The organism is Spirillospora sp. NPDC052242 (assembly GCF_040679555.1).
Taxonomy (GTDB): domain Bacteria; phylum Actinomycetota; class Actinomycetes; order Streptosporangiales; family Streptosporangiaceae; genus Spirillospora.
In genome coordinates this window covers 14258-31140 of sequence record NZ_JBFAUZ010000006.1, presented here as the reverse complement: position 1 = coordinate 31140, position 16883 = coordinate 14258, and the positions used below count along the sequence as shown (strand labels likewise).

Annotated in this window: 16 protein-coding genes and 2 tRNA genes; 8 read left to right on the top strand and 10 right to left on the bottom strand. The window is 71.3% G+C overall.

The window, feature by feature from the left end; translation table 11 throughout:
• Nucleotides 1-47: 47 nt before the first annotated feature.
• Genes AB0L25_RS06540 through AB0L25_RS06525 form a run of 4 tightly spaced genes read left to right on the top strand, consistent with a single transcriptional unit; the run spans nt 48 to nt 4763 of the window.
• Complete coding sequence (locus AB0L25_RS06540) at nt 48-1514, top strand: FtsK/SpoIIIE domain-containing protein (protein ID WP_500169294.1); 1467 nt, start codon at nt 48-50, stop codon at nt 1512-1514.
• Entirely contained in the window at nt 1511-3193 is a 1683-nt protein-coding gene (locus tag AB0L25_RS06535; RefSeq protein WP_500169292.1) for a replication initiator, read from the top strand. Before AB0L25_RS06540 ends, AB0L25_RS06535 begins: the two co-directional genes overlap by 4 nt.
• Nucleotides 3190-3429, top strand: coding sequence for a helix-turn-helix domain-containing protein (locus AB0L25_RS06530; RefSeq protein WP_500169290.1), 240 nt, complete (start codon nt 3190-3192; stop codon nt 3427-3429). Before AB0L25_RS06535 ends, AB0L25_RS06530 begins: the two co-directional genes overlap by 4 nt.
• A complete protein-coding gene (locus AB0L25_RS06525) occupies nt 3429-4763 on the top strand; it encodes a tyrosine-type recombinase/integrase (protein WP_500169288.1) in 1335 nt (444 codons plus the stop codon). The genes AB0L25_RS06530 and AB0L25_RS06525 overlap by 1 nt, the downstream gene beginning before the upstream one ends.
• A 59-nt stretch (nt 4764-4822) precedes the next feature.
• On the opposite strand, the gene AB0L25_RS06520 is transcribed toward AB0L25_RS06525, so the two are convergent.
• Together AB0L25_RS06520 and AB0L25_RS06515 are read right to left on the bottom strand one after the other, a co-directional pair.
• Nucleotides 4823-4895, bottom strand: a tRNA-Ala gene (locus AB0L25_RS06520).
• Nucleotides 4896-5141: 246 nt separating this feature from the next.
• Entirely contained in the window at nt 5142-5261 is a 120-nt protein-coding gene (locus tag AB0L25_RS06515; RefSeq protein WP_211238580.1) for a DLW-39 family protein, read from the bottom strand.
• Nucleotides 5262-5500: 239 nt separating this feature from the next.
• On the opposite strand from AB0L25_RS06515, the gene AB0L25_RS06510 reads away from it, so the two are divergent.
• Nucleotides 5501-7273, top strand: coding sequence for a M64 family metallopeptidase (locus tag AB0L25_RS06510; protein WP_500169286.1), 1773 nt, complete (start codon nt 5501-5503; stop codon nt 7271-7273).
• 138 nt (nt 7274-7411) lie between these two features.
• Here the strand turns inward: AB0L25_RS06510 and AB0L25_RS06505 are convergent, their stop codons facing one another.
• From AB0L25_RS06505 to AB0L25_RS06495, 3 genes are read right to left on the bottom strand one after another with little or no spacing between them, the layout of a single operon-like run.
• Nucleotides 7412-8335 carry a DMT family transporter gene (locus AB0L25_RS06505; RefSeq protein WP_500169284.1) on the bottom strand — a complete coding sequence of 308 codons (924 nt, stop codon included), beginning with the start codon at nt 8333-8335 and terminating at the stop codon, nt 7412-7414.
• Between the two features lie 48 nt (nt 8336-8383).
• Nucleotides 8384-9361: a helix-turn-helix transcriptional regulator gene (locus AB0L25_RS06500; protein WP_500169282.1), complete on the bottom strand. Its 978-nt coding sequence runs from the start codon at nt 9359-9361 to the stop codon at nt 8384-8386.
• Nucleotides 9318-9551, bottom strand: coding sequence for a hypothetical protein (locus AB0L25_RS06495; protein WP_500169280.1), 234 nt, complete (start codon nt 9549-9551; stop codon nt 9318-9320). Before AB0L25_RS06495 ends, AB0L25_RS06500 begins: the two co-directional genes overlap by 44 nt.
• 815 nt (nt 9552-10366) lie before the next feature.
• On the opposite strand from AB0L25_RS06495, the gene AB0L25_RS06490 reads away from it, so the two are divergent.
• Together AB0L25_RS06490 and AB0L25_RS06485 are read left to right on the top strand one after the other, a co-directional pair.
• A complete protein-coding gene (locus AB0L25_RS06490; RefSeq protein WP_500169278.1) occupies nt 10367-10951 on the top strand; it encodes a short chain dehydrogenase in 585 nt (194 codons plus the stop codon).
• A gap of 11 nt (nt 10952-10962) precedes the next feature.
• Nucleotides 10963-11529: a TetR/AcrR family transcriptional regulator gene (locus tag AB0L25_RS06485; RefSeq protein WP_500169276.1), complete on the top strand. Its 567-nt coding sequence runs from the start codon at nt 10963-10965 to the stop codon at nt 11527-11529.
• Nucleotides 11530-11555: 26 nt separating this feature from the next.
• Here AB0L25_RS06485 and AB0L25_RS06480 read toward each other — a convergent pair whose 3' ends face one another.
• The gene (locus AB0L25_RS06480; RefSeq protein WP_500169274.1) at nt 11556-12275 is read right to left on the bottom strand and encodes a bleomycin resistance protein; all 720 of its coding nucleotides are present in this window, start codon (nt 12273-12275) and stop codon (nt 11556-11558) included.
• A 92-nt stretch (nt 12276-12367) separates the two neighbouring features.
• Here AB0L25_RS06480 and AB0L25_RS06475 point away from each other — a divergent pair, with 92 nt between their 5' ends.
• A complete protein-coding gene (locus tag AB0L25_RS06475) occupies nt 12368-12757 on the top strand; it encodes an ADP-ribosylation/crystallin J1 (RefSeq protein WP_500169272.1) in 390 nt (129 codons plus the stop codon).
• A gap of 276 nt (nt 12758-13033) precedes the next feature.
• On the opposite strand, the gene AB0L25_RS06470 is transcribed toward AB0L25_RS06475, so the two are convergent.
• From AB0L25_RS06470 to AB0L25_RS06455, 4 genes are all read right to left on the bottom strand, one after another.
• Nucleotides 13034-13696 (bottom strand): potassium channel family protein, encoded by a 663-nt coding sequence (locus AB0L25_RS06470; RefSeq protein WP_500169270.1) that lies wholly within the window; start codon nt 13694-13696, stop codon nt 13034-13036.
• Nucleotides 13689-14966 carry a TrkH family potassium uptake protein gene (locus tag AB0L25_RS06465; RefSeq protein WP_500169587.1) on the bottom strand — a complete coding sequence of 426 codons (1278 nt, stop codon included), beginning with the start codon at nt 14964-14966 and terminating at the stop codon, nt 13689-13691. Before AB0L25_RS06465 ends, AB0L25_RS06470 begins: the two co-directional genes overlap by 8 nt.
• 253 nt (nt 14967-15219) lie before the next feature.
• The gene (locus tag AB0L25_RS06460) at nt 15220-16572 is read right to left on the bottom strand and encodes a TrkH family potassium uptake protein (RefSeq protein WP_500169268.1); all 1353 of its coding nucleotides are present in this window, start codon (nt 16570-16572) and stop codon (nt 15220-15222) included.
• 215 nt (nt 16573-16787) lie between these two features.
• Nucleotides 16788-16864 (bottom strand) — tRNA-Ile (locus tag AB0L25_RS06455).
• Nucleotides 16865-16883: the final 19 nt, after the last annotated feature.

Below are 16883 nucleotides of genomic sequence, written 5' to 3'. Positions count from 1 at the left end.
CTTCTCTCCCCTCGCAAAAGCGCTGGCAAGTGAAGAGGTGACCCATCATGGCATGGGAGTTCCGCAAGATCCGTCCCGGTGAGAACGTCGCGGTCGAGTCGCAGCGCGACCCGTTCGCGGCCCCGAAGTGGGCGCCTCCGGTGTGGCACATGCCCGAGGGCCTGGTGCTGCTCGTCAACGCCGTCCGCGTCCTGGTCCGCGTCGCGGTCTTCCTGGTCCGCAACATCGTCCCCGTCTCGGTGGCGGCTGGTCTGGGCTGGCTGGCGTACCGGTTCGGGTGGACGGTCCCCATCCTGGTCGTCGCCTTGGTCCTGGTGCTGCTCGGTACCTGGGCGGCTGCCGACCCGTCCTCGTTCGTCCGCTACGTGGTCCGTCCGCTGCGGGGTCGGTGGCGGCTGGCGTGGGTGTACCGGCGCCACTGGCAACCCGTCCTGGTCACGGCTGGCCTGACCAAGATGCACAAGGGCCGCGAGTATCTGCCCTCGATCGTTCGGGTCCGCTGCGGCCCGACCTCGGATCGCGTTCTCGTCCGGATGCTCAAGGGGCAGGCTCCGGATGCCTGGGAACGCGTGGTGCCCAACCTGGCGCACGGCTTCGGGGCCGCGCTCGTCCGTGTGCGTGAGGGGGACCGTCCGGGACGGCTCTGGCTGGAGTTCGTCCGGCGCGATGCCCTCGCCGTCCCGCTCCCGGCCCTGCCTCTCCTCGATGCGGCCGCGGTGGACCTGTCCGGGGTGGTGGTCGGCCGGGTCGAGGACGGTTCACCGTGGCGGCTGCGGCTGCTCGGCACGCACGTTCTGATCGCGGGTGCGACGGGGGCCGGCAAGGGGTCGGTCATCTGGTCGACCGTCCGCGCGCTGCTCCCGCTGATGCTGTCGGGGCTGGTGGAGGTGTGGGCTATCGACCCCAAGCGCATGGAACTGAGCTACGGGCGTCCGCTGTTCGAACGGTTCGGCCGGTACTCCTCCGACCCGCGCGGCGGCATGGTCAAGCTCCTGGAGGACGCGGCCGAGGACATGAACGCGCGGGCAGAGGAGTTCGCGGGCGTGACGCGCTCGTTCGCCCCCTCGACGGCGCACCCGTTCCGGGTGGTGATCGTGGATGAGCTGGCGTTCCTGACGGCGTACTGCCCGGAACGGGACCTGCGCAAGCGCGCCGAATCGGCGCTGGCGGTGCTGACCTCACAGGGCCGGTCGGTCGGATACTGCGTGATCGGCGCGCAGCAGGACGCGCGCAAGGAGGTCAACAACCTGCGCAACCTGTTCCCCGACCGCATCGCCCTTCGCCTGGATGAGGACGAGCAGGTCGACATGGTTCTCGGCGACGGTGCCCGCGACCGTGGCGCCTTGGCCGACCAGATCTCGTCGGTTCCGGAGGTCGGTGCGGGGGTGGGGTTCGTTCGGCTGGAGACCTCACCCGATCCCGTCCGGGTGCGGGCGGCCTACGTGTCCGATGACGACATCCGCGAGATGGTCGCGCTCGCCCTGTCCGAAGTCGACGCTGGGGAGGCTGCGTGACGGAAACCGGTCCCGGCGTGACGCAATCCGATCCCGAGGACTCTGAGACGAGCGCGCTCGTCAAGACGCTGGCTCCGCTGGCGCGCGGGGTCCTGGAACAGGTCGCCATCGACCATGGCGTCTGCATCCGGCCCGTCCCGATGCGGCGGGTGGACCTGAACACGGGCACCTCTGAGGTGATCAACGTTCCGTGCGGGCACACGCTCGCCTCGGTGTGTCCTCCGTGTGCCGAACGTAAGCGCAAGCTGCGGGCCGTCCAGTGCCGCCAAGGCTGGCACCTGGCCGAGGAACCCGTCATCACGCGTGCCGACCCGAACGACGAGCAGCGGGCCTGGATGGAACTGCGGGCACAGGCACAGGCCGAACACGACCGCGCGGCACAGGACGGCACCGCGCACGGGGAACCTGTCGAGTTCTGGGACGGCGTCCTTCGTGAACTCGACGGCCAGATCGAACGCTCGGGCGTGCGGGGCTCCCTCAAGACCGGCGAACAGAAGCAGCGGCGAACCCGGTCGACGCGGCGGCGGCAGGATGCCCCGGACCTGCCTCGGCAGCCGGTCTCCTCGCGCACCGTGGGCAAGGTCTACCGGGGCCGTGACGGCAAGACCTTCCGGCCGTCGCTGTTCCTGACGCTCACCCTCGACTCCTACGGGCGGGTCCGCTCCGACGGGACGCCGGTCGACCCCGACTCGTACGACTACGCGCGGGCGGCTCGCGATGCCCTGCACTTCTCCAAGCTGGTGGACCGGTTCGTGCAGAACCTCCGCCGGTTCGTCGGCCATGACGTCCAGTACTTCGCCACCGTCGAACCCCAACGGCGGCTGGCTCCCCACCTGCACATGGCGATCCGCGGGACGATCTCCCGCGCGGAACTTCGGCAAGTGGTGGCGGCGACCTATCACCAGGTGTGGTGGCCCTCGACCGAACGCGTCGTCTACTCCGGGGACCGACTCCCGGTCTGGGACGACGCTGCGGGCGAGAACGGCGGCTACGTCGACCCGGCAACCGGCGAGATACTTCCGACCTGGGATGACGCCTTGGACGCCATCGGCCTGGACGACGACGCCGAACCCCTGCACGTCGTCCGGTTCGGCCGTCAGATCGACGCACAAGGCGTCATGGCCGACTCACCCGAGTCGCGCAAGCTGATCGGCTACCTGACCAAGTACCTCGTCAAGGGCGTCGCCGAATGCCACAACGCCGAGACCTTCTCACAGCGTGAGCACGCCGACCGCATGGCCGAGACACTCCGCTACGAACCGTGCTCGCCCACGTGCGCGAACTGGCTCCGCTACGGCGTCCAACCCAAGAATCCGCGGCCCGGCCTGACGCCCGGCTTCTGCAAGGGCAAGGCACACCGACGCGAACACCTCGGCTACGGCGGCCGTCGCGTCCTGGTCTCGCGCAAGTGGTCGGGCAAGACGCTCGCCGATCACAAGGCCGACCGCAAAGCCTGGGCACTCGCTCGCCTGGCTGAGGCGGGCATCCCCGTCGCCAACCCCACCGACCCCGCTGCCCCCTACGTCTGGGAACGCGCGGGTCCCGGTGACCCCGACGTCCGACCGGTCGAACAACGGCTACTGCTGCTGATCAACGAGCGGGCCGAACGGCGCCGACAGCTCGACGCAGCAACTCAGAACCCCACCCCCGAACTCTCGGCAACTGCGGAGGCAGCGTGACCAAGCGCACCAACGGTTCCCCTCTATCCGCTGCTGATCGGCTGCTCACCATCGCGGAAGCGGCCGAGTACCTGAACACCTCGCAGCGGTTCCCGCGTCGGCTCGTCGCCGAACGGCGCATCCGCTTCGTCAAGCTCGGGCGCTTCGTGCGCATCCCTGAGTCCGCGCTTCGCGAGTACATCGCGGCCGGGCTCGTCGAGCCCATGACCGCGTCGGACGTGTGGAGGGCCGCGTAATGGCGAACAAGGACGGTCATCGGCGTTTCGGCAACGTTCGCAAACTGCCCTCGGGGCGGTACCAAGCGAGTTACCCCGGGCCTGACGGACGGCGCCGGAACGCTCCGAAGACATTCGCGCGCAAGGGGGACGCCGAACGGTTCCTCGCGTTGACTGAGGCGCAGATGATCCAGGGACAGTGGATCGACCCCGAACGCGCAAAGGTCAAGCTCGGCGTCTACGCGGCGAAGTGGATCAAGGAGCGTCCGGGCCTGCGTCCCCGGACGGTCGAGTTGTACGAGCGGCTGCTACGGAAGCACATCGGGCCGACTCTCGGCGGGGTCTCCGTCGGCGACATCACGACGAGCATGGTTCGGGAATGGCGTACTGGGCTTCTCGACTCCGGGGTTTCGGCAAGCGTGACGGCTAAGGCGTACCGACTGCTTCGGGCGGTGCTGATGACGGCGGCCGAGGAGGACGGAATGATTCCTCGGAACCCGTGCCGTATCAAGGGTGCCGGTGACGAGAACCCCGAGGAACGTCCCGTGCTGACGCTCGCGCAAGTCTTCGAACTGGCCGAGCTGCTCGGGCGTCGTCCTCAGGGCAACATCCGCAAACTGCCCTCGGGTGACTACCAACTTCGATACCGGCTGACGGGCGGGGAAACACGGGCCTACCCTCACACTCTCCCGGACCGGCAGGCGGCCGAAAGCGTGCTCTGGGACCTGGCCGTAGAGGGGCGCGCGGCCGTCCAGTGCGATGACCGGTACCGGGCGCTCGTCCTGCTGGCCACCTTCGCAAGCCTCCGGTGGGGTGAGGCCGTTGCGCTGCGGCGGCGCGATGTCGATACGGGGGCCGGCGCGGTGACCGTGCGGCGGCAGTACCTCGAACTCGACTCCGGTGACCTCGTGCTCGGGCCTCCGAAATCGCGGGCGGGCAAGCGGACGGTGAGCGTTCCGGCTGGCGTCGTCCCGCTGATCACGAAGCATCTGGAACAGCACGTCGATAGCGATCCGGGCGCGCTCGTGTTCGCCGGTCCGAACGGCGGTGTCCTGCGGCGGGGCAACTTCCGGCGTGCGTCGCGGTGGGCGCTGGCCGTGGCCACGGTCGGCATCCCTGGTCTGCACTTCCACGACCTGAGGCACACGGGCAACACCCTCGCCGCGCAGAGTGGTGCGAGCCTGCGGGACCTCATGGACCGGATGGGGCATGACAGTGTCAGAGCCGCGATGATCTACCAGCACGCCACTTCGGAGGCGGGGCGCGCCATCGCCGATGCGCTGAACGCGAAGATCTCCGCCGAGCGGGGAGACGATGACGATGGTGCGGCCGGTGCGCTCGTCCCGGTGGCCTAATCGCACGTTAATTGCACGAACGCCCTCGTCCGGGGTCTGGACGGGGGCGTTCTCGCAGGTGGAGCCTAGGGGATTCGAACCCCTGACACCCGGCTTGCAAAGCCGGTGCTCTACCAACTGAGCTAAGGCCCCTCGGGCTCCGGGCGTCGGCGTGCGCCGACGGTGGTCCGGGCACCGGACGGGAACGATCGTACACCGTGGCGGGGTGCGGCCCGGCGGGGACGATCGTGGGCATGCGCCATCGCCGACGCCGGGTGGCGCCGGTTCAGGGCAGGGTGGTGTGCGGCGCGCGCGGCGCCGGGGGCGACGGTGGTCCCGGCGAGATCGAGGCGGACGCGTCCGCTTCGCTCACGCCGGGGCCGGGTGTCGCCGGCGGTGTCAGCTGTCGGACGACGTGGCCTCGGTCCACAGGTCCAGCTCGGCGCGGTCCTGCTGCAGCCGGCGCCAGACAGCGAAGCCGCCGAGAGCAACAACAGCGAGAATGAGCAGCTTCTTCACGGTGGGGACCCCTTCACCTCGACTATGAGCCCTGTCCCGGAGGACGAGCGGACGTCGGCCGTCCCCCAGGCTCTCCGCAGCCTAGCAACCGATCCCCGGCGTTCCGCACCCACTCGCCGTTATCGGACCGAACGTCCAATCGAGCGGGCGATCGGTTCGGGACAAAAGTGGATCTTGGGGGTGATAATCGCGGGGCATGTCGCTTGATCGTTCGGGGGCTGATCCGAGGAGGTCCGAACGTGCGGACGAGCGGGAAGGGCGCGCTGGGCGCGGTCGTGCTGGGTGCGGTGGCGCTGGTTCCGGCGCCCGCGCGGGCGGCGGAGCCGCAGGTGGTGCCGGTGCAGGTGACGGGTGATCCGTCCGAGCGCTTCAACCTGGTGATCCTCGGGGACGGCTACACCGGCGCCGACATGCCCGAGTTCCGGGCGCACATCGCCGAGCACCTGAACGACCTGTGGACGATCGAGCCGTTCAAGTCGTACCGCAGCTACTTCAACGTGTACGCGGTCGAGACGCCGTCGCGGGACTCGGGCGTGAGCTGCGACCCCGAGGTGTCGTCCGCCCGGAAGGACACGCCGCTGGGCATGGCGTTCTGGAGCGGCTGCCGCGAGGACGGCATCCAGCGGCTGCTCGTGATGGACCAGGGCGCGGCCGAGCGGTACGCGGACCTGGTGCCGGGGACGTCCGAGGGCAATCGGCAGATCCTCGCGCTGGCGAACAGCGACACCTACGGCGGCGCGGGCGGGACGTACGCGACGGCGTCGGGCGGGAACGCCATGTCGGCGCTCATCGCGCCGCACGAGCTCGGGCATTCGCTGGGCGGGCTGCAGGACGAGTACGACTACTACTACCGGGGCGTTCCGGGCGGGACGTACGAGGGGCCGGAGCCCGAGTCGGCGCATCACACGCTGCTCACCGAGCGGGAGATGCTGGCGCAGAAGAAGAAGTGGTGGCGCTGGCTGGGGGAGCCGAGCGAGTCCGGGGGCGTCATCGGGCGTTACGAGGGCGGGCTGTACTCGGGCAAGGGCGTGTGGCGGCCGAGCGAGCACTCGCTGATGAAGACGCTCGGGTACTACTTCGACCAGGTGGCGCGGGAGCGGATGACGCAGCGGATCTCCGCGAAGGTCGACCTGATCCAGGGGCATGCGCCGACGGACGCGGTGGTGGGGGGCGACCGCGTGCTGTGGGTGGAGACCCTGCACCCGGTGGACCACCGGTTGTCGATCACGTGGACGGTCGACGGGCGGGTGGTGGGGCGCGGGCCCGACCTCGATCTCGCGAAGCTGAAGCGGAAGGGGACGTACACGGTCAAGGTGACCGTGACGGACCCGACGGAGTTCGTCCGGGATCCGGCGATCCGCGGGTCGGCGGCGCTCACGCAGACGCGCGCCTGGACCGTGGACGGGCGGGCGAAGACCCCCGAGGACGGGGTGCGGCCCCGGTTCACGGGCTCGACGCCGACCGATCGTCCGGTGGGCGCGGAGTCGGTCGTGTACGCGGAGACGACGCATCCGGCGCGGAAGGCCCCCAAGGTGCGCTGGGAGCTGGACGGACGCGCGGTGCGCGGGGGCGTGCGGGACATCGACCTCGCCCGGTTCCGGCTGCGGGAGGGGACGCACCGGCTCGTGGCCCGGGTGGGCTCCGACCGGCTCGCGTGGACGATCGACGCGGAGCGGCCGACGGCGTCGGTCGAGCTGTCGGCGGCGGGCCGGCGGGGCGGACCGGCGGCGGGCTCCGTGTTCGACGGCCCGTTCCACATGCGGCTGACCGGCACCGACGACCGTCCGGGCGTGGTGGTGACCGAGTTCCGGGTGGACGGCGACGGCTGGTTCAACTACTTCGGCTGGCCGACGGACTCGCAAGCCCCGTGGCTCTTCACCGAGAACGGCACCGTGATCGACGGGCTGACGTACGGGAAGCTCGGGAAGGGGCGGCACACCATCGAGTACCGCGCCATCGACTCCGCGGGCAACATCGGCGAGCCGCGCAAGTTCGTGGTCACGCTGCGCTGACGCCCGTCCCCCGCGTCCCCCCTGCGGACCAGGTCGCCGGTCTGCGAGAGGGGCGCGGCGGGTGGCGATCCCCACTGGAACCGAGCCGCGCAGGGCCCTGACCGCAGGTGCCGGACGACACGGGGATCGGCGGGGGCGTCAGGCGGGGTCGGCGGATTCGGTTCTGGCGGGTGGGGGAGTCGCCGGGGCGGGGGCGTCCGGCGGGTCGGGGGTGCGGTGGGCGGTGGCGAGGACGGAGCCGCCGAGGATGAGCGCGAAGGACGCGAGGATCGTCCCGGTGAGGGGCTCGTCGAGGAACACGACGCCCGCGGCGACGGCGACCGCGGGGTTCACGTAGGTGAACACCATGCCGCGGGACGCGCCGACCTCGCGGATCAGCTCGAAGAACACCGTGAACGCGAGGGCGGTGCAGACGAGGCCGAGCGCGACGAGGGCGGCGAGGGTGCCGCCGCTCGGCGTCTCCGCCGGGAGCGTGAGCGCGGCCGGCCCGGCGTAGACCACCGCCGCGATGCCGAGGGAGGACGCCGACAGCTGCAGGCTCGGGACGTCCTGCAGGTGGCGGAGCGCGACCATGGGGGCTATCGAGTAGCCGAGGACCACCAGCATGACCTCGCCGATCGCCCACGCGCTGCCGCCCTCGAGGTGCGGGGCGGCGAGCACGGCGACGCCGGCGAGGCCGACCAGCAGGCCCGCCCACCGGACGGGCCCGAGCCGTTCGGCGTCGCCGGTGCAGCGGGCGAGCACCACCCCGACGATCGGGACCGCGGCGATGAGCAGGCCCGTCATGGAGCTGGTCAGGTGCCGCTCGGCGTCGGAGAGCAGCGCCCACGGCCCGAGGATCTCCAGCGCGGTGAACGCGAGCAGCGGGCGCCAGTGGCGCCGCACCGTGCCGAAGCCGCCCGACCGGAACGCGAGCGGCAGCAGCACGGCCGCGCCCAGCGCCGTCCGGGCGAACACCACGACGGCCACCGACACCTCGTCGACCGCCACCTTGATCAGCAGGTAGGGGATGCCCCACAGCACGCACATCAGGGCGAACAGCACCCAACCGCGGCGACTCACCACGACCCTCCACGTCCGTCGTCCGCCCGGACTGCCCCGAGCGCGGGTTCAGGATGCGGCGCGGCGGACGGCGGCGTCTTGAACGCTGTTGCGGTACGCGCCGGGGGTGACCCCGAGGACCCGACGGAACCAGCGGGTGAGGTGCGCCTGATCGGCGAACCCGACGAGCGCCGCCGCGTCGGCCGGACGGTGCCCGGCGTCCAGCAGGGCGCGGGCGCGCGACACCCGGTGCTGCGCCAGCCAGGCGTACGGGGGCATGCCCATGACGTCGCGGAACGCGCGCAGCGCCTGGTAACGGGACAGGCCGAGGTCGGCGGCGACCTCCGCCAGCGGCGGCGGCCGGGTCAGCTCGTCGGCCAGGCGGTCGGCGACGCTCCGCGCGATCCGCGCGGCCCCGGGCCCCGGACGTCCGGACGCGGGGGCACCGGGGCGCGGTATCGCGTGCCGCCGGACCAGCGCGCCGAACACCTCCAGCAGCCGGGTCTCGGCCTCCAGCGGGTCGTCGCCCGCGCGCAGGGCGCGGTGGGCGAGCCGCAGCGCGTCGCCCAGCGCCGGGTCGTCGATGATCGGGCCCCGGAAGTGCGGCTCGGCGTCCCCGGGCACGACCGCCCGCAGCAGCTCGGCGGTCGGGTACAGGGCCAGATACGCGAAGCCCTCCGGCCGTGCCGGGCCGCCGGTGTGCGCCTCTCCGGGTTCGATCACGACGACGCTGCCCGCTCCCGAGTAGACGTTCTCACCGCGGTACCGCATCGTTTCGACGCCGTCGACCGTCACGCCGATGGCGTACTCGTCGTGGACGTGCGGCGCGTAGTGCCGTCGTCCGATGCGGGCGGTCAGCAGGTCGAGCGGGGAGCCCTGCACGCCGTGGACCCGCGTCCAGCTGACCCGGTCGGGCCGCTTCGGCGAGCGGGCGGCCGGGCGCGGCGCCAGCGGAGCCGGCGGCCGGGGGACGGCTCCGGGCGCGGCGGCCGTCCGCGGCGGGTCAGGCGGAGAAGACGGTCCGGAGCCGCCAGCGGTCCCGGTCACGGCCGAGCTCCGCGACGGCCACCCCGTCGGCGCCGGTGACGCGGACCCGGTAGACCCGGCCGTCGCCCGGCGCTCCGTACGTCTTCAGCACCTCCTGCACCGCATAGCGCGACCCCCGCCATTCGTACGCGGTGAGCCGTCCGGCCGGGTCGTGCTCGGCGCGGACCGGCTCGTTCAGCAACTGCCCCATGGGTCCGGGACCCTATCACGTAGTCGAACATATGTTCGCAGGTCAGTGCCGGAATGTCGCGCGCCGCCGCGGGGCGTCCGCCGTCAGGTCGAGCCTTCATCTCTCCCCCTTCGCACCGCTCGCCGGGCTTCCCCTCGGCCGGGACGCCGGTGCGCGACCGGGTGCTCACCGGTTCGCGCGCGGGCCCCGCCGGTGGCCGCGTGCACGTCGCACGGGCCGTCCCGCCGATCCATGACCCAGCGAACCATCGGCGGTTCGCGAACAGCCCATCGTCCACAAACTGTGGATAACTTTCCGAACGGGTCGCCCCCCTCGCGACCAGCGCGTGCGGGCATCTTCTCCACAGGAAATCCCCAGGCCGGACGCAGTTTTGCACGCCTCCCGCCACTCCGGCGAGTCATCTCCACAGGTATTCAGATGACCGGGTGCCCACACCTGTCGTCCACAGCCTGTGGATAACTTCTGTGCACACCCTGGGGATCTCCGGCCGGTTCGCCGTCCACCATTCTTCCCCAGCTTCGTCCCCAACCCCAGGCCCGTCCGTCCACAGCGTGGATAACGCTCTCACCTCGACCGATGCCGCGCCATGACGCTATGTGACCGACTGGTTGCACAGGCTGTGGACAAACTCGGTCCACAGGCGGGCCGAGTCGGTGGACAACGTCGTCCACCGATAATCCCCACCTCTGTCCCCAGCCGACGCCCGCCACGCGGACGCCCGGGGGACCTTCTCGCGGATCCGTGCGCGGCCTTGACCTAGACAGACCTGTCTGTCTAGGTTGGCCTCCTTGCCGGAGTGCGGTCCGAGGAGGGCAATGAAGGTCATCGTCGTCGGGGCGACGGGCGTGATCGGTTCGGCCGTCGGGGCCCTGCTCGAGAAGGAACACGAAGTCGTCCGCGCGTCCCGGAGCGGACCGGTCGGCGTCGACCTGGACGACCCCGCCACGATCGACGCGCTGTTCGAGGCCGTCCCCGGCGCGGACGCCGTCGTGTGCTGCGCCGCCGGGGCGCCGCTCACGCCGCTGGACGCCGACGTCGACGCGGCGGACGTCATGCGGGCCAAGCTGCTGGGGCAGGTGCATCTGGCCCGGCGGGCGATCCGGCACCTGCGGGACGGCGGCTCGATCACGCTGACGAGCGGGACCTTCGACCGTCCCATCCCCGGTGCGGCGTTCGGCGCGCTGGTGAACGCGGGCCTCGAGGCGTTCGTCCGGACGGCGGCGGCCGAGCTGCCGCGCGGGCTCCGGGTGAACGCCGTCAGCCCCGGGTGGGTCTCCGAGACCCTCGACGCCCTCGGCATGGACGGCGCCGACGGCACCCCGGCGGCGGACGTGGCGCGGGCCTACGCGGGAGCCGTGGACGGGTCGGCGCAGGGCGAGATCTTCCGCCCGCGCCGGTGAGGGTACGCCCAATGGCCGCCGCCGCGCGCGAACCCGCCCGGGACCGGATCCTGCGCACCGCCGCCGACCTGTTCTACGCGCACGGCATCCGGGGCGTCGGCGTCGACCGCATCATCGCCGAGTCCGGGGTCGCCAAGGCGACGCTCTACGCGCACTTCAAGTCCAAGGACGACCTGGTGCTGGCGTTCCTGCACGGGGCCGACGGCAAGTGGCGCCGCATGCTGCGCGAGGCCGCGGACGCCGCCGGCGACGACCCGCGCGACCGCCTCGTCGGCATGTTCGACGCGATCCGGGCGGGGGACGACGGCGGGTTCCGCGGCTGCGTGTTCCTCAACACGGCGAGCGAGTCGGTGCCGGGCGGAGCCGTCCACCGGGCGACCGTCGACCACAAGCGGGCGGTCCTCGCGTGGGTGCGCGACCTCGCGGACGCGGCCGGCGCGCGCGATCCCGGGTCGCTCGCCCGCGAGCTGACGCTCCTCCTCGACGGGACGATGGCCGCCGCGGCGCTCGAGTCCGTCGGCGACACCGTCCCGGCGGCCCGCCGCGCCGCCCGCGCCATCGTCGACCGGCACTTCTGACGTCCGTCCGGCGCCGGGCTCGCGGGTCAGGGGGCGGGGAGTTCCGGGGACGGGTCCAGGTCTTCCAGGCGGAGCAGTTCGTCGCTCAGGGCGGCGCGTTCCTCGTCCGTCAGCGGCACCGCGCGCGCTTGGGACAGGACGGTACGGGCGTGTTCGGGGTCGTCGAGGTGGAGGGCCATGTCCGCGCGCATGGTGAGGGCCTGGAGGCGTTGGGGCGGGGTCAAGGGTTCGGTGCCGTCGAGGAGTTTGTCGAGGATCCTGGCCGCTCCCTTGTAGTCCTCCTTGGAGTCGCCCAGGAGGACGGCCATGTGCAGGGCCTTCGCGACGGGCTCGGTGGGGATGGGGGCGTGTTCGAGATCGTCGGAGATCTGCTGGCCGATGCGGAGTTGCACGCCGTCGGGGTCGGTGAGCAGAAACTGCCGCATGCCGTACGTCATGTCCTTGAGGACGCCCATACGGGGCAGCCCGCGCGTCGGGATCCGCCCCAGAGCCTCCTTTAGTCCGCTGCGGAAGGCCTCGTAGAGGCCGTCCACGTCGTCGGTGACGACGTAGCACATGTGCATGGACGTGGTGGGGTCGTGCTTCTTCCAGCCGTAGAACTGAAGCTCGATGTCACCGTGGCGTACGGAGAGGAAAGGGTTGGGACGGGTCTGCCACGACGTCTGCTCGAATCCTAGCGCCTTGTAGAACTCCCAGGTGTCGCCGATCGAGCGGCACGGAAAGATCGGAATCGTCTTCTGGCCCATGGCGGCGAGCGTAGGCCGACGGCGAGCGGGTGGTCAAGTTTGATTAGCTAATCCGGTCGCCCCCCGGCCACCGCTGCGGACAGACTCGGGGAATGAGCACGTTGACGCTGTGGCGGCCGGTCGGCCCGGCCGAACTGGAGTTGCTGCGCGCCGCCGGCTGGCGCGCGTGGCCGCCGCGCCTGCCCGAGCAGCCGATCTTCTACCCCGTCCTCAACGAGGAGTACGCGATCAAGATCGCGCGGGACTGGAACGTCCCGGCGCACGGCTCGGGGTTCGTGACGCGGTTCGCGGTGGACGCCGCGTTCGCCGCGCGCTACCCCGTCCGGCAGGCCGGCGGACGGACGATCCTGGAGCTGTGGGTGCCTGCAGAGGAACTCGCCGAGTTCAACGCGCACATCGTCGGCCCGATCGAGGTGGTGCACGAGTTCCGCGCGGACGATCGCGTGCGGACCGTCCATCGGCACCTCGGGCTCAACGGGTGAACACGGGTGTCCACAGATTGTGGATAACTGTCGTCCCCAGGGGTGGACAACCGGTGACGCAGCGTCGTCCCCGGATCTCCACAGGCCGTTCGTCCTGGGGAAACGTGTGTTCTCGCTGGTCGGCGGACTGCACACACTCGTCGTCCACAAGTTGTGGATAACTTGCTCCACACCCCTGGGGACGGCGCCGTCCCCAGCGTCGTCCCCAGGAAATCCCCAGGATCGCGGTTGTCCCCAGCCGCCGCCACCGGCCACACCGGACGGACGGACGGGACGTCAGGTCCGTTCGGCGAAGCTCTCGACCTTCGCGATCGGGCCCGCGACCAGGATCACGTCGCTGTACTGCAGGACGGTGTCGGCCGTCGCGTACGTGAACTGCTCGCCCGGCGACTTGACGCACACGACGGTGACGCCGTGCCGGGACCGCAGCCGCGTCTCCCCCAGCGGCACGCCCTCGATGTCCTTGGGCGGGTGCGTCTTCACCAGCGCGAAGTCGTCGTCGACCTCGACGTAGTCGAGCATGCGGCCGCTGACGAGGTGCGCGACGCGCTCGCCCATGTCGTGCTCGGGCAGCACGATGTGGTGGGCGCCGATCCGCTCCAGGATGCGCTTGTGCTGGTGCGTGACGGCCTTGGCCCAAATGTTGTCCACACCCAGCTCCACCAGGTGCGACGTCGTCAGGATGCTGGCCTCGAGGTCGCCGCCGATCGCGACGACGCCGCGGTAGAACTCGGCGACGCCGAGCTCGCGGAGGGCGTCGATGTCGGTGGAGTCGGCGGTGGCGATGTGCGTCAGCCGCCCCGACAGCGCCTGGACGACCTTGGGCCGGTGATCGATCGCGAGCACCTCGGTGCCGCGCTCGGCCAGTTCGAGCGAGAGCGCGGTGCCGAAGCGGCCGAGGCCGATCACCACGACGGGATCTCTTCTGCTGTCAGCCAACGATGGGTCGCTCCTCCGGTAGTTCGTGGCGCCGGACGCGTCTGCGCAGCGCCAGTGCGGTGGCCATGGTCAGCGGGCCGATGCGCCCGAGGAACATCAGCACGATCAACAGGATGTGGCCGGACGGGGGCAGGTCCGCGGTGATGCCGGTGGACATCCCCACGGTGCCGAACGCCGACACCACCTCGAACAGGACCCTGTCGAGGGAGTGGGAGGTGAGGATCATCAGGGTGACGGTCGCGGCCACGACGAGCCCCACGGCCAGCAGCACGATGCCCATCGCCTGCCGCTGCGTGCCGACGGGCAGCCGCCGCGTGCCCACGTTGACGTGCGCGTCCCCGCGCATCTCCGCCCACAGGACGAACGCCAGCAGCCCGAACGTCGTCACCTTGATCCCGCCCGCGGTGCCCGCACTGCCCCCGCCGATGAACATCAGGACGTCCGTCACCAGCCAGCTCTCGGGGCGCATCGCGGCGACGTCCACGTTGTTGAACCCGGCGGTGCGCGGCATGACCGCCATGACGAACCCGGCGAGCCCGCGGGACGGGCGCGAGAGCGGCCCCAGCGTGTCCTGGTTGGTCCATTCGAGGGCCGTGAGCACCAGGGTCCCGCCGGCGAGCAGGACGGCGGACGTCGCGACGGTGACGCGCGTCAGGATCGACCACGTGCGCGGACGCCGCCACCGGCGCGCCAGCTCGAACACCACCGGGAACCCGAGCCCGCCGACGATGATCGCCGCGCAGATCGGCAGGCAGATCCACGGGTCGGTCACGAACCCCATGAGGCTGTCGGACCACAGCGCGAACCCGGCGTTGTTGAACGCCGACACCGAGTGGAAGACGCCCAGGTAGGCGGCGCGGCCGAGCGGCTCACCGTAGCCGAGGGCGAACCGGGCGGCCAGCACCACGGCGATGACCGCCTCGCAGCTCAAGCTGAACACGACGATGTTCCGCACGACGCGGCGTACGTCCGTCATCTGGAGGGTCTTCGTCTCGACCTGGGCGGCCATGCGCGCGCGCAGCCCCACCCGTCCGGACAGGAGGATGGCGAAGAGGGTCGCCAGGGTCATCAGGCCGAAACCGCCGACCTGGATCAGGCACAGGATGACGACCTCGCCGAACGTCGACCAGTAGACCGGCGTGTCCACGGTGATCAGCCCGGTCACGCACACGGCGGACGTCGCGGTGAACAGCGCGTCCAGCGGTTCGGCCCCGCCGGGGCCCGTGCGGGCGACGGGCAGCGACAGCAGGCCCGTCCCGGCGAGGATCATGACCGCGAACCCGGTGACGACGACCTGGGCCGGGTGCTGGAACCGCTCCAGCAGCGCCGTCCCCCGGGGTTTCGGCCCCCGCCGCGGCCGTCGGATCCCCCGAACCACGTCCTTCTCTCCTCGCGGACCATGCCAAGGCCGACAAATCGGGATGCGGCCCGGCATGTGAAGGTACCGCTAAAGAACCGGTGTCATCGCCACCCCGCGCGCCCGCGGGCGCCCCGCACGCCCCCGCACGCGGCCGGGGCGCGGCTCAGCCGACGATGGGCCGCTCCTCGGGGAGTTCGTACCGCCTCGTGCGCTTGCGAAGCGCGAGCGCCGTGGCCAACGTCAGCGGGCCGATGCGCCCGACGAACATCAGCACGACCAGCATCACCTCGCCCGACAGCGGCAGATCCCCCGTGATCCCCGTGGAGAGCCCCACCGTCGCGGTCGCCGACACCACCTCGAACAGCACCCGGTCCAGCGAGTGGTCCGTCAGCGCCATGAGGACGATCGTCGCGACCGTCACGAGCCCGGCGCTCAGCAGGACGATCGCCATCGCCTGCCGCGGCGTCCCGGCCGGCAGCCGCCGCGTGCCCACGTTCACGTGCGCGTCCCCGCGCATCTCCGCCCACAGGACGAACGCCAGCAGCCCGAACGTCGTCACCTTGATCCCGCCCGCGGTGCCCGCACTGCCCCCGCCGATGAACATCAGGACGTCCGTCACGAACCAGCTCTCCGGACGCATCGCCGACGTGTCCACGCTGTTGAACCCGCCGCTGCGGGGCATCACCGACAGGACGATGCCCGCCAGCCACCGCGTCGGGCGCGGGCGCGTGCCCAGCGTCTCGGTGTTGTTCCACTCCAGGGCGGTGAGGACGAACGCGCCGACGACGAACAGCACCGTCGTCGTCCCGACGGTGACGCGCGTCAGGATCGACCACGTGCGCGGACGCCGCCACCGGCGCGCCAGCTCGAACACGACCGGGAACCCGAGCCCGCCGATCATGACGGCCGCGCAGATCGGCAGGCAGATCCACGGGTCGCCGACGAACCGCATGATGCTGTCCGGCCACAGCGCCAGCCCCGCGTTGTTGAACGCCGACACCGAGTGGAATGCGCCGAGATAGACGGCGCGGGCCCACGACTCCCCGTACCCCTGCGCGAGGCGGACCGCCAGCACGGCCGCGACCACGGCCTCGCACGTCAGGCTGAACAGCACGACGTTCCGCACGACGCGGCGTACGTCCGTCATCTGGAGGGTCTTCGTCTCGACCTGGGCCGCCATGCGCGCGCGCAGCCCCACCCGTCCGGACAGGAGGATCCCGAACAGCGTGGCGACCGTCATCAGGCCGAGACCGCCGACCTGCATCAACCCCATGATCACCAGCTCGCCGAACAGCGACCAGTGCGACGCGGTGTCCTGGGTGATCAGCCCGGTGAGGCATACGGCGGACGTCGCGGTGAACAGCGCGTCCACCGGGTCGGCCGAGGGCTCGTCGGCGGTGGCGTGCGGCAGCGACAGCAGGCCCGTCCCGATCAGGATGGTGATCCCGAACCCGGTGACGACGACCTGCGCCGGATGCTGGAACCGCTCCAGCAGGGCGGCACCGCGAGGCTTCACCCGTCCGCCCCCGCCGAACCCGCGCCGGCGCGTCCGCCGGCCCGCTGCCGGGCGCGGACCACGTGATCAGTCCGGCATGCCACCACAGAACGCACGCGCCGACCGTACCGGCATTCCGCCCGTGCCCGGTTCGATTTCCGCCCGGGACCTCCCGCCCGCTCCCCGGGCGGGAATGCGAAAACCCCCCACCGGTCCCGGTGGGGGGTTTTTCGTGCTGGTGGGCCTAGGTGGACTTGAACCACCGGCCTCATCCTTATCAGGGATGCGCTCTAACCGACTGAGCTATAGGCCCGCACTGCGGCCGTCCTTGG